Raw genomic sequence first — 12,828 nt, 5'->3', positions numbered from 1 at the left:
GCGATCAGCCGCGCGGCTTGCGGCGAGGCGCCTGCTCGAGCTGCTGCACACGGCCTTCAATCTGGTCCAGGCGCTGGTTGGCCTGCTGTGCGGACTGATTGGCCGATTCGGCGCTCTGGGCGGCACCCTGCACCTTCACGTCGAGCTGGTCGAGGCGTGAATCGATCCTTGCAAAATCATCTTTATAGGTGGCGCAGGCACTGAGGCTGATGCCTGCGATGAGTGCCACGCCAAGCGTACGTGCGGTCGTCAGATGTTGTTTGGTAGGGAACATTTCACTGTCTCCGTCGTTTGGGGAGTTCGGACTATAGCGGCGTTTAGGCCAGCGCCATGACCGGCGTTCAGTTGATGCCGGGGGAGGTAGAGACAGCGTGAAGGCCAGCCCGCCCGCTCAGCTTCTATGCATCAGGATCATCTTTTCCTGCGACATGTCGCGCATCGTGTACGGAATGCCGCCGGTGCCGTAGCCCGATTCGCGCCGGCCGGCGAAGGGCATCCAGTCGGTGCGGAACGCGGTCGCGTCGTTGATCATCACCGCCGAGGCATCCAGACGATTGGCGGCGCGCAGGGCGATGTCGATGTCCTGGGCGAAGACGCTGGCCTGGAACGCGGTCGGCAAGGCATTGGCGCGCGCGATGGCCTCGTCGAGGTCGGTATGGCGATACACCGCCACCACCGGGCCGAACACTTCCTGCGTGGTGATGCGTGCATCACCGGGCGGATCGAGCAGCACAGTGGGCTGCAGGGTGGTTTCAGACAGGCGCTTGCCGCCGGCAGCCAGCTGCGCACCGCCGCTCACCGCTTCGTCGATCCACTCGGCGACGCGGTCGACCTCGCGCGGCTGGATCAACGGGCCAACCTCGGTGTCCTTCACGGTCGGGTCACCGGTTCGCAGCCGCTCGACGCGGGCGATGAGGGCCTGGGTGAAATCGTCGGCAATATCGTTGTGGACGAAGATGCGCTGTGTGGACACGCACACCTGGCCTGCGTGGTAGTAGCCGCCCTTCACGATCGGCTCGATGATCCTGGACAGGTCGGCGCTGCGGTCGACAATGGCCGGCGCAACACCGCCGTGCTCCAGTGCCGAGCGCGCGCCGTGCGCCAGCTTGGCATGCAGTGACCACCCTACCCTCGCCGAGCCGATGAAGCTCAGGAAGGCAATGCGTTTGTCGGTGGCCAGCGCTTCGGCCAGATCATTGCCCTCCGGGAGGAAACTCTGGCACCACGGCTCGGGCAGCCCGGCCTCATGCACCATCGCCACGAACTCCAGGCAGGACAAAGGCGTTGCCGAGGCGGGCTTGATGATGACCGGGCAACCGACGGCGATGGCAGGCGCCACCTGGTGGATGATCAGATTCAGCGGGTGATTGAACGCCGAGATCGCCGCCACGATGCCGATGGGCTCGCGGGTGGTGAACGCCCAGCGCCCTTCCGCCGCGGCGGAGAGCCCCATGGGAATCTCGCGGCCGGCAGCGTTGCGCAGTTCATCGGCGGCGTTGTGTACGCCATCGATGGCGCGCGTGGTCTCAACGATGGCATCCGCCAGCGGCTTGCCGCCCTCGCGCGCGATCTGCAGGGCCAGATGGTCGCGCCTGGCGTCCATCAGCGCGGCGATCCTGCGCAGGATCGCGATGCGCTGGTGCGGGGCGAGCCAGCCATCGCGGTCCTTGAAAGCCCGCTCGGCAGCGTTGAGCTTGCGCTCCAGCGCGGTGGCCGAGTCAAACCCGATGTCCGTGATGGGGGCGCGGTCGAAGGCCTGTACGACGGTCAGCATGTCGGTTTCCTCGGGTGAAGTTCTGGGATGGGGATCAAGCGCAGCCCACATCCGGCGTGCGATTGCGCAGTTCATCCACCAATACACGGGTGTTTTCGGCATAGTCGATCGGCACGTCCAGCACGTGTACGCCGCCGCCAGCGAATGCGGCCTCGATCATCGGCACAAGGTCGCCGACCGCGGTCACCCGGGTCCCCTTGGCGCCGTACGCCTCTGCATATTTCACGAAATCCGGGTTGCCAAAGCGCATCCCGAAATCCTCGAAGCCGTCCACCGCCTGCTTCCAGCGGATCATGCCGTAGGCGCTGTCGTTGAGGATCACCACGACCAGGTTGAGCCCGAGCCGAACGGCGGTCTCCATCTCCTGCGAGTTCATCATGAAGCCGCCGTCGCCGCACACGGCCATGACACGGCGCTTCGGGTACAGCATCGCTGCCATCATGGCTGACGGCAGCCCAGCGCCCATGGTGGCGAGCGCGTTGTCGAGCAGCAATGTGTTGGCGACATGCGTGCGGTAATTACGGGCAAACCAGATCTTGTACATGCCGTTGTCCAGGCAGACGATGCCGTCCTCCGGCATCGCCTGGCGCACGTCATGCACGACCCGTTGCGGCGTGATCGGGAAGCGGTCCTCTTCGGCGCGGTCGTTGAGACGGGCAAGGATCTTCTGGCGCAGCTCGATCATGCCTTCGTCAGCTGCCAGGCGGCCTTCCAGCCGATTGGCCAACGCGTCGACCGAGGCGCCGATGTCGCCCAGCACTTCGATATCCGGGTGGTAGACCTGCTCGACGGTGGCGGACTGGAAACTGAGGTGGATGACCTTGGGGCCACCACTGCTCTTCATCAGGAACGGCGGCTTTTCGACGGTGTCATGGCCGATGGCGATGATCAGGTCCGCGCGGGCAACCGCCTCGTGCACATAGTCGCCCTCGGAGAGCGCGGCCGTGCCCATGTAAAGGTTGGAGCCGCCGGTGACGGCCCCCTTGCCCATCTGCGTGTTGAAAAACGGCAGGCGCGTGCGCGCCACGAAGGCGGAAAGCGCTTCGGTGAGCCACGGGCGGCTTCCGGCCGCGCCGATCATCACCAGCGGCCGCTTCGCCGCCAGGATCGCCGCTTCTGCGCGGTCGAGCGCGGCAGAGGATGCGATCGGTCGCTCCAGCGGGTGGACCGGGATGACGGGGATGTCCTCCACCTCTTCGCCGGCGACATCCTCCGGCAGTTCCAGATGCACCGGCCCGGGGCGCTCCTCCATGGCCACGCGGAACGCATCGCGCACCGTGGCCGGAATCGCGGCCGGGCTGACGATCTGGCGTGTCATTTTGGTGAGCGGTTTCATCGACGCCACGATATCCACGATCTGGAAGCGCGCCTGCTTGGCGCTCATTACGGGCTTTTGCCCGGTGATGAGAATCATCGGCCAAGCACCCAGGTGTGCATACGCAGCGCCCGTGGAGAAATTCAGGGCGCCGGGGCCGAGGGTGGCCAAGCACACGCCCGGCCTGCCCGTGAGCCGGCCGTGGGTGGCGGCCATGAAGGCGGCGGCCTGTTCGTGACGGGTGAGCACGAGCTCGATGCGCGAGGTCCGCAGCGACTCCAGGAAATCCAGGTTCTCCTCGCCCGGCACGCCAAAGATGCGGTCTACGCCTTCATTCTCCAGCGCCTTGACCAGTAGATCCGAGCCCTTCTGCATAGCATCGATCCTTTTGGTGAGGATGGATCACTATACCCGGGGCGATTTCAGGGTTTGGTGACAGCCAATTACCCCTTGTGAAATCATGCAACGTTGGCAGTGCGGCGAGCGGGCGTGTTCAAGCGATTCTTCAAGAAAAACAGCACGACGGCGTCGGCGACCCCTGCGCTCGACGTGCGCAGTCAACGCCCTGCAGCAGGAGAGATCCGGGTGGAAGGCGCGACCGAGACGCTGTTCCTGTCTCCCTTGCCGGTGTACACCGGTCAGGTCCAGGGCTCCCGTCGACAGTTCTCGGACATCAATGAGGTGTTCCTGGATCTGGGCGGAAGCAACTGGGGAACGGTAGAGGGCATCAAGCTGCTGGCCGGTGGCATCGTCGGCCTGCTGGTGCTGGCGTTCATCGTGCCCGCGCTCATCATGCTCTACCTGGTGCTCGCCTACCCGGAGAACTTCCCGGCGCCGCTGGAGGATTTGAAGATGTGCATCCAGGTCTTCTCGGCGGGCGCGCTGCTCGGCCTCCTTCCGTTGGGAGCATTCGCTTACGGAATGTTCGGCGACGAGTTCAACGGCGCAAAGCCTTACCCGGTGCGCTTCAACCGTCAGCGTCGCGAGGTGTGCTACATCGACCGCGAGAGCGGGCGCGTCCTGATCGTGCCCTGGGAGAGCGTCGTGGCCTGGGTGTCCAATGCGCAGGGCGCCACCCCGTATGGCGCGACGCGCCAGTACACCTTCGGCATGGGCCTGGAAGATGAGGCGCGCGACACGGTGCAGTTTGTGCTTCTGCCACAGCCCAGTGATTCGCACTCGCTGGGCCTGTGGGCGTCGATCCGGAACTACATGGAGGACGGGCAGTTGTTCAATGCCCCCAATCCCTGGTTCCAGGCATTGGGCCTGGTCCCCACAGAGCATCGGCTGAAGCCCTATGAGGGCATGCACACGTTCGAGATCGAGCGTGAGGATGCGCGTGCCATGGGCTCTCTGGATGATGGCGGTGATGACCTGTCACCTGAGCAACGGGAGAAGTACGGCTACGGCCAGCGGTCCTGGTGGCCCCTTCGGCGCTGGTACCTGTGGCGTGTGCTGACGTTCTGGAAGCTGCCCTACCTTCTTGCGGAATGGACCCATCGCAGGGGCCGGCCTGTGATCCCGGCCGAGGTGAGCGCGTGGTCGGCGCCACTGCCCGAGGCACAATGGGCAGCACCCAGCCCCTCGCTGGTGAAAGCCAATCAGGTGGTAAGAACGCTGATGGACAAAAAGGGTGCCACCTTTGTTGACGCGTGCAAGGCAGCCGGCCTTTCCGGAGGGATCCCATGAACAGCCCAAGAGTGCCTTCTACCCAGTCAGACACCGCAATTCCGGTTGCCTCGTCAGACGTGTTCGTCGCATTGCGAGGCCTGTTGTTCGCCTACAAGGCCGATCTTGCGGTCGTCCATGACAAGGACGACCATTTTTACGCCAACTGCAAGAACACTGACGCCAAGGGCAAGGCGCAGTTCTTCGGGGCAGTGAAAGTATCCGGCCGCCGGCATACATTCCACTTCATGCCCATCTACGACTTTCCCGACCTGTTGGATGCCATCAGCCCCACGCTGAAGAAGCGCGTGCAGGGCAAGTCGTGTTTCAACATTGATTCCCTGGATCCGGCGCTGATCCAGGCGCTGGAGCACCTGGTTGAACAGGGGGTGTCACGTTACCGGGACGCGGGCAAGCTCTGACGCAGCTCGTACCATGACGCGAGTTCAGCTTACAGCCGCATCCCCAGCCAGATGACAGCTTGCGTCGAAGCCGACACGATGGGGCTGAGTACCTTGGGCCAGAATGCGTCTGCCCGGGTATGGGCCAGGGATTGATCATGATGCTGCTGCTCATCCGCAATGATCGATGAAATGGCCAGCAATGCTGCAGGGTCACGACCTTCAAGCACGACAATCTGGTGCTCAAGGTGGCGCAGCACGACACTCTCGACGGCCGTCGTGGTCGCGGAAATGGCCCCGCGTCCCAGCAGACCGGTGATGGCGCCGAGGATGAAGCCACCCAGGCCGCAGAACCAGTAGCTCCGGCATCGCGGGCGGCCGCGTCGCACCAGCTCCGCGCCGAAAATGGCCCGATGGTGCTGCTCGTGCGAGCGGAACTCACGAAGCTCACCCACCAGTGCGGGCGCGGTGAACCTCGCAAGCAGAATCTGGCCGGTATAGATCGCGATGGCACCATGCTCGCCGGCGTGGTTGACCTTGATGATGCGGTCGCCCAGATCAGCGGCGACACCGTGTGCGACGACATCCATGTGAGTCCTGACTGGCTGGTGGGCACCCCCGGGTGCTGACGATATCAGGGACACGCGCGTCGATGCAGACGGCAGCGTTCTTTCAAGGCCAGACGTTACTCGGCAGGATGCTGCTGCGCGGCCTCTGCTTCCATCAGCCCCTTGTTCTGGGCCTCGTGCCACGCCTGCCCCTTTGCACGGGCGCGGGCATCGAGTTCCTTGTTCTCCCGGTCAATCGCCTCATATTCTGCCCAGACCTCTGGCGTGATCGTTGCAAGCCGGTTGTCCGGCCGCAACTGGAGGGAGGGCGTTGGCCCCGTGGATACAGTGAAGTTATCGAACAACCATTGCCTGCGCGCGTCTGGCGAGGCATACAGCAGGTCAGGCTCCGCATACCGCTGCATGGGCAGCACCTGCTCGGCGAGCGTGGTGTCGGAGGATATCCGGGCAAGCTTGAGGACAAGTCGTGCCTGGTCACGGTCCTTCTGGTACAGCGCCGCGACGTCTCCCTCGATCCAAAGCACGTACCAGTACCCCGCCATCGGATGAATCTGGAAGGGTTTCTCGCGGATCAGGATCAGATTTCCCGGGTCGTCATACAGTGCGCTCCAGCCGGCAGGCGCGGGGCGGATGGAGCAGTCAGCCGTACCGGTCATGAGCTCTTCCACCCTTGGTGTTCCGCCGCTGACGGACAGGCGTGTCGTCCAGCAGCGCAGGCTGTCCCGGTTATGTGATGCCAGTAGCACCGCATGGTCGTCCAGGACGACCGCATCGGTATGCACGAAGCGATCATCAGCGGCGCCCGGATCTTTCAGGAGTCGAGCGAAGTCCCTGTCGGAGACCTTTCCGCCATCGACATACAGCTCGAACGTCGTGTAATGCTGGTACTTGCTGACGTTGATATCCAGCCTGCTTTCCGTGACCGCCACGACTTTCAGCGTATCCGAGGAGAGCACCGTCTCACGCTTGGTTCGCGTGCAGCCACTGGCAAGCAATGCTGCCGACAGCAGCATTGCAGAACGCATTGCGGTGTTTCCTTTCACGTTCATCGCGATGCGGCCTGCAGTGCTTGTACGAGTGGAGGGTTGAATCCGTACAAGCATAGCGGTTGAAAAGGAGTGCCGTTACAGCGCCGGATGCCGGGCGGCAAGAGCTCGGACGGCCAGCCCAACTGCTCCGGGAGTCGCACCGAAGTACTGTCACCCGTCGCTGGCACCCGGGCAAGCCAATCCGCCCCAAAGACTTCCCGGCGGTGCCGGGGGCGGTGCAACTCGGCAGGTCGGATGGCACGTATCAAAGTGCATCAAATGGTAATATGTCGCATTCCCATTTATAACTTCCCCACCTCTCCGATGCCTGCCCTCCCCCGCCACGCCCTTTGCCTGGCCATCGCGCTGTCCGTCTGTCCGGCCCTCCACGCGGCCGACGCCGATCCCGCTTCCGCTGTGAAGGAGCTGGACAAGGTGCAGGTGCTGGGCCGCGCGCAGACCCTGTACCGCGTGAACGACGCGGCGGTAGGCACCCGCACCGATACCCCGCTGGAGCTGGTGCCGCAGTCCATCCAGGTGCTGCCCCGCGAGCTGATCGACGATCAGGCCGCACGCCAGGTCACCGATCTGTACCGCAGCATCAGTGGGATCAGTTTCTTCAGCTACGCGGGCGTGACCCTGCGCGGCTTCCGCCAGGAAAACGTGCTGTATGACGGGCTCCGCGGCGATCCCTACGCAGGCTTCTCGGTGCCGCAGCTGTTCAACATCGAGCGCGTCGAAGTGCTCAAGGGTCCGGCCGGCGCGCTGTACGGCGGCGGTGATGCCGGCGGTGTCATCAACTATGTGACCCGCAAGCCGTCCGCCAAGGTCGAGCGCCGGGTGGAGGTGCAGCTCGGCAACAACGATTTCCGCGCCGCTTCGGTCGAAGCCACCGGTGCGCTCAACACCACCGGCAGTGTGCGCTACCGCGCTGGCCTGTACAGCGACACCGAAGACGGCGTGCGCTGGAACACCGACAGTGAAAGCGTGATCGGCGATGCCTCGATTGCGTTCGACGTGGGCGAGACCGGCGAGATGGTCCTGCAGTACACCGACATCACGCAGAAACTCGGCGGCAATCGCCTGCGCGGCGTGCCGGTGAACGACGCCGGCACCTTCCTGACCGACCGCCGCTGGAACCACAACGAGGCCACCGACTTCCTCGACATGGATGCCAAGGTAGTGCTGGCCCAGTACCGCTTTTCGCCCACCTCCAGCCTCGACCTGGACTTCGCGGCGCGGTGGTTCGAGAACAACGAACACCAGATGTACCACGAGCCGATGGGCCTGATCGACCGCGATCGTGACGGTACCGCCGAGTGGATGACGCGCCAGCTGCGCAACCAGATCCGTGCCAACGATGCCTTCGCCGCCAACGGCAATGCGGTGTGGCGACTGAGCACGGGACGCGTGGAGCACAAGGTGCTGTTCGGGGCCGATGTGTACCAGATGGACGCGGACTTCAACGCGCAGACTGCCAACAGCGCGGATCTCGCCCGCGGCGCCGGTCCTGTCCCGGGTATCGACCTGTTCAACCCGGTGTATGGCGTGACCTCCTATCACGACTACAACCTGGCCGCCCTGCCCTGGCGTGCGACCAGCACCCGCAGCAAGCGCTACGGCGGCTACCTGCAGGACGAGATCACCCTGACCCCGCGCTGGCACGTGCTGGCCGGCCTGCGCTGGGATGGATTCAAGGATGACGACCGCATCGCCGGCAGCAGCGTGGATGGCGATGACATCAGCTGGCGCCTGGGCAGCACCTTCGTGGTCCGCGATGGCGTGAACGTGTATGCCAACGTGGCCAGCGGCTTCGTTCCGCAATCGGCGGCCAACCAGAATGCCGCCGCCGGTGGTCCGTTCGATCCCGAACGCAGCCGGCAGTGGGAAGTGGGCATGAAGAGCCTGCTGGCCGAGCGCATTACCTTGAACCTGGCCGCGTACCGCATCGAGCGCAGCAACATCGTGCAGGCCACCGGCGCGGTGGTCGATGGCGTGAACCAGCTGGCGACGTTGGGGCTGGTGCGCAGCAAGGGCATGGAACTGGACCTGCTGGCCGATGTGACCGACCGCTGGGTGGTCAACCTCACCTACGCCTATAACGATGCCGTGGTGAAGGATGCCGGCACCGGTGGCATCACCAATGCGTCGGGCGATCGCTTCGCCAATGCGCCGCGCAACAAGCTGGGCCTGTGGACCCGCTATGACTTCCCGGCCATCCAGTCTGCCGTGGGCTTCGGTGCCGACCATGTGGACGAGCGCATCAGCCTGGATGGGCAGACGGTGAAGCCGTACACCACGTTCGATGTCAGCTGGAAAACGCAGTGGCAGCAGTGGCAGTTCCAGGCCAACATCAAGAACGTGTTCGACAAGGTCTACGCGGCCAGTGGCTTCACTGAGCGCACGGGGCACTTCCCGGGCGAGCCGCGTCGTGTGTATCTCCAGGCGGCATACACCTTCTGATGCAACCCACGCGCCCGCCTTCGCCAGCGCCCCTGCCCGCCCCGCCCCCAACCGGTGGCGGGCGTCGGCGCTGGTTCGAGCTGCACAGTTGGATCGGGCTGAAGCTGTGCCTGTTCATGGGCTTCATCTGCATGACGGGAACACTGGCGGTGTTCTCGCAGGAGATCGACTGGCTGCTGCACAAGCCGATGCGAGTGGCCGACGGCGGTGACACCGCCAGTTGGGGGCGCATGATCTCCGCCGTGCAGACCGCCCGGCCGGACTGGGAACTGGAGGGCATCAGTGCCGGGCACACACGATTATTCGCGGCCCGCGCGCAGATGCGCCTGCCCGATGGCCGCAGGCGTTTCGTGTGGATCAACCCCTACACCGCGCAGGTCACCGGCGACACCGGCTGGTTCAATGTGCAACGCCTGCTGCGCAACACCCATCGCCATCTGATGCTGCCGGTCATCTATGGGGTGCCGTTGGTGACGGCACTCTCGGTGCCGTTGCTGCTGTCCTGGCTGGGCAGCCTGTACATCTACAAGAAGTGGTGGCGTGGCTTCTTCAAGCGGCCGGATACCGCGCGCCCACGCAGGCTGTGGGGCGATCTGCATCGCTTGGCGGGGGTGTGGTCGATGTGGTTCCTGCTGCTGATCGGTATCACCGGCGCGTGGTATCTGATCGAGTCACTGGGTGGCGATGCGCCAGCCGCCCCGGTCACGCGGCTGGTGGATGGCGACGCGCCAGCGCGCCCGGTGGACCCCGCGGCGGTCGATGCCGCCGTGCGTCACGTGAGTGAGCAATGGCCCGGGTTCACGCCCACCGGAGCACTCGTGAGTGGCGATGGTCGCGGTTTGGTGCTGATGGGTGAGGCCGATGCCTGGCTGGTGCGCGAGCGGGCCAACAACATCGCGCTGGATCTGCAGGACGGCGCCGTGCTGGGCCGCCATGACGGCGGCGATCTGAGTGTGCATCAACGCATCGCGGAAATGGCAGACCCGCTCCATTTCGGCAGTTTCGGCGGCTGGCCGATCCGGCTGCTGTGGTTCCTGGCGGGTGCCCTGCTCACCTCGTTGTGTTTCACCGGCGTGTACATCTACGGCCTGCGCACCGCCGATGCCTTGCGCGCGCGTGCGCGAAAGGCGGCCGTATGAGCACGCAGAAGACGCCCGGCCCCTGGCGTGCCGCGTGGCGTGGCATGGGCGGTTGGCGATGGCTGTGGCTGGCGTTGCTGCTGCTGTGGCTGGGCTTCCTGCCGGCGGAGTTCTCCAAGTAACCCGCCCTGCGCGGCACCCGAAGGTGCCGCGCAGCTTGATCAGACGCTGATCAGAAGCTGTAATCCACCGATACACCCACCGTGCGCGGCTGCATCATCACCGCATTCCAGCGGCGGTAGCTCTGGGCCGTGCCTGCGGGAATGGTCCGGCCGGCGGCGACGTAGATGTCGCGGTTGGTGAGGTTGGTGACGAAGAACCGCACGGTCGTGTTCTGGCTGCTCACTTCTGCGGTCAGATCGACCGTGGTGTAGCTGGGCAGCTCGAAGGACTGTGCAGACGCCACCGAAGCCTCGCGCTCGCCGTAGTAGCGCAGCGCCCCGCCGACACTCCAGCCCCAGTCACCACTGGTGGGGAACTGATAGTCGGCCTGCAGGCTGCCTGCCCACTCCGGTACCTGTGGCAGCTGGGCGCCGGACTCGGCCTGATTGGCACCGCCCGGGCGCGCCGGCGGAATCGGCGAGGTCAGCTGGGCATCGGTGTAGGCCAGGCTGGCGCTCAGACGCAGGCCATCGACGGGCATCAACGCGCCGGTGAACTCCACGCCCTGGCTGCGGGCGCTGCCGCCGTTGACGCCATAGGAGATGCCCTGCGGGGTGAGCAGGTTGAGGCGGATGTCATCCCAGTCGATCCGGAATGCGGCCACTTCGATCAGCGCACGGCGATCCCAGAAGTGGCTTTTCACGCCGGCTTCGTAGTTGATCAACGTATCCGACTTCACCTGCGAAGGCACATCGGGCGCCGCCGGCAGGATGGGGTTCGGGCTGCCCGCACGATAGCCGGTGGCCACACGCAGGTAGGCCATGGTGTCCTCGCCCAGGAACAGGCGCGGGCTGGCACTCCAGGTGGTCACGCTTTCCGACGATTCAGTGACGCGCTGCACGCCGTCGCCGCCCAGCGGGCCACCGAGCGTCTGGCGGAAGACCTGATCGTTGCGCGCATGGCGAACGCCCAGGGCCAGATCGAAGCGATCGGTGAACTTCCAGGTGGTGTTGCCGAACAGTGCCTTCTCTTTATAGCTGGTCAGCACGGAGGCCTTGAACAGATTGAGCACCGGGGCGAACGCCGGGCTCAATGCGCTGCCGTCTTCGATGTAGGCCGCGTCCTCATCGGTGTAAAACGCGCCCACCTGCCACTGCAGGCGGCTGTCGCCCTTGGAGGTCAGGCGCAGCTCCTGGGTCCACTTCTTGAGTTCGATGTCGGTATCCAGCGCGGCGTAGGCCATCACCGGGCCCACGCCGGGACGCTGGCCCAGCAGCGGAATGTACTCGACGGACTGGTCCTGCAGGCGCCACGAGTTGGATTTCATCCAACTGCTGGCAGAGGTGAAATCGGCCCAGCCCAGATCCCAATCCACCGTCAGGCCGTAGACGTCGTACTTGATCGTGCTCGGCTGCAGGAACAGATATTCGTTGGCGTAACCCGGCAGCTTCGGTTTAAAGGTGACCGGATCCAGGGCGACCGTCGCGAAATTGTCGCCCTTGTTTTCCTGGCGCATCGCGGTCAGCAGCACGTCCACGGTGTCCGAGGCTTTCCACAGCAGCGACACGCGGCCGGCGTTCTGGTGCACATCGTTGGTGTCGCGGCGATGCAGGACGGTGTTGTCGATCCAACCCGGGCTGGTCTGCTCGGCGTAGCTGGCGCGCAGGGCCAACTGACCCTTCACCAACGGCACGTTGATCGCCGCCCGCTCGGAATGGCCGACCCGGCCGCCATCGTCGACGACCCGCATCGTCGCGCCGGCACGGCCGGCGAAGTACTCCAGGTCCGGCCGCTTGGTCACGTACTTCACCACGCCGCCCAGCGCGCTCGCGCCGTACAACGTGCCCTGCGGGCCGCGCAGCACTTCCACGTTCTGCACGTCGTACGGCAGCAGATCGAACATGCCGGAGGTGGCGCCGGACAGCGAGCCATTGGCGGTCAGCGGCACGTCGTCCACATAGATCGACGTCGCGGCGGTATTGCCCATCGGGGTGATGCCGCGGATCGAGATCGTCGAGCGGCCCGGCGCGCCCAGGCTGGTGACCTGCAGGCCCGGCACCAGTCCTGCCAGGTCATTCATGTTGTTGACCTGCAGCCGGTCCAACTGTTCTTCACTGATCACGCTGATCGACATCGGGATATCGGTGACCACTTCCACGCGTTTCTGCGCAGTGGCGGTGACCGTGCCCAGCGTATGCACGTCGTCACGGTCGGTTTTCTCAGCGGCTACCTGCGCCATGACCGGGGCGCTGCAGCCCAGGGCGAGGATGCCTGCAGCGCAGGCCAGCGACAACGCGTTGATTCGGGGCGAACAGTGACTCATGTGATGAGACCTCGGTAGCGAGCAGGAAGCCCACGGCAATGGGCAC

11 protein-coding genes are annotated in these 12,828 nt (G+C 64.8%); 5 read left to right on the top strand and 6 right to left on the bottom strand.

From position 1 onward, the window contains the following. Positions 1-4: 4 nt before the first annotated feature. From ABE464_RS05325 to ABE464_RS05315, 3 genes are all read right to left on the bottom strand, one after another. Positions 5-274 (bottom strand): hypothetical protein, encoded by a 270-nt coding sequence (locus ABE464_RS05325; RefSeq protein ID WP_346471069.1) that lies wholly within the window; start codon positions 272-274, stop codon positions 5-7. 117 nt (positions 275-391) lie between these two features. Continuing rightward, a complete protein-coding gene (locus ABE464_RS05320) occupies positions 392-1,774 on the bottom strand; it encodes an aldehyde dehydrogenase family protein (protein WP_346471068.1) in 1,383 nt (460 codons plus the stop codon). Positions 1,775-1,808: 34 nt separating this feature from the next. Continuing rightward, a complete protein-coding gene (locus ABE464_RS05315) occupies positions 1,809-3,464 on the bottom strand; it encodes an acetolactate synthase large subunit (protein ID WP_346471067.1) in 1,656 nt (551 codons plus the stop codon). Positions 3,465-3,578: 114 nt separating this feature from the next. On the opposite strand from ABE464_RS05315, the gene ABE464_RS05310 reads away from it, so the two are divergent. Together ABE464_RS05310 and ABE464_RS05305 are read left to right on the top strand one after the other, a co-directional pair. Beyond that, positions 3,579-4,778 (top strand): DUF6708 domain-containing protein, encoded by a 1,200-nt coding sequence (locus tag ABE464_RS05310; protein WP_346471066.1) that lies wholly within the window; start codon positions 3,579-3,581, stop codon positions 4,776-4,778. Next, on the top strand, positions 4,775-5,179 hold the full coding sequence (locus ABE464_RS05305; RefSeq protein ID WP_346471065.1) for a hypothetical protein: 405 nt from the start codon (positions 4,775-4,777) through the stop codon (positions 5,177-5,179). Before ABE464_RS05310 ends, ABE464_RS05305 begins: the two co-directional genes overlap by 4 nt. A 29-nt stretch (positions 5,180-5,208) precedes the next feature. On the opposite strand, the gene ABE464_RS05300 is transcribed toward ABE464_RS05305, so the two are convergent. After that, positions 5,209-5,748, bottom strand: a complete 540-nt coding sequence (locus ABE464_RS05300) for a demethoxyubiquinone hydroxylase family protein (protein ID WP_346471064.1) — start codon at positions 5,746-5,748, stop codon at positions 5,209-5,211. Positions 5,749-5,843: 95 nt separating this feature from the next. Next, positions 5,844-6,752, bottom strand: a complete 909-nt coding sequence (locus ABE464_RS05295) for a hypothetical protein (protein ID WP_346471063.1) — start codon at positions 6,750-6,752, stop codon at positions 5,844-5,846. Positions 6,753-7,079: 327 nt separating this feature from the next. On the opposite strand from ABE464_RS05295, the gene ABE464_RS05290 reads away from it, so the two are divergent. The 3 genes from ABE464_RS05290 to ABE464_RS05280 are packed head-to-tail and all read left to right on the top strand — an operon-like array spanning position 7,080 to position 10,479. Beyond that, entirely contained in the window at positions 7,080-9,218 is a 2,139-nt protein-coding gene (locus tag ABE464_RS05290; RefSeq protein ID WP_346471062.1) for a TonB-dependent receptor, read from the top strand. Further along, positions 9,218-10,357: a PepSY-associated TM helix domain-containing protein gene (locus tag ABE464_RS05285; protein ID WP_346471061.1), complete on the top strand. Its 1,140-nt coding sequence runs from the start codon at positions 9,218-9,220 to the stop codon at positions 10,355-10,357. The genes ABE464_RS05290 and ABE464_RS05285 overlap by 1 nt, the downstream gene beginning before the upstream one ends. Continuing rightward, the gene (locus ABE464_RS05280) at positions 10,354-10,479 is read left to right on the top strand and encodes a hypothetical protein (protein ID WP_346471060.1); all 126 of its coding nucleotides are present in this window, start codon (positions 10,354-10,356) and stop codon (positions 10,477-10,479) included. Before ABE464_RS05285 ends, ABE464_RS05280 begins: the two co-directional genes overlap by 4 nt. 50 nt (positions 10,480-10,529) lie before the next feature. On the opposite strand, the gene ABE464_RS05275 is transcribed toward ABE464_RS05280, so the two are convergent. After that, on the bottom strand, positions 10,530-12,782 hold the full coding sequence (locus ABE464_RS05275) for a TonB-dependent receptor (protein ID WP_346471059.1): 2,253 nt from the start codon (positions 12,780-12,782) through the stop codon (positions 10,530-10,532). Positions 12,783-12,828: the final 46 nt, after the last annotated feature.

Origin of the sequence: Stenotrophomonas sp. TWI587 (assembly GCF_039674145.1) — a bacterium.
GTDB lineage: Bacteria > Pseudomonadota > Gammaproteobacteria > Xanthomonadales > Xanthomonadaceae > Stenotrophomonas > Stenotrophomonas maltophilia_AY.
The sequence above is the reverse complement of the archived record's forward strand: the minus strand, read 5'-3'. Positions and strand labels throughout refer to the sequence as shown.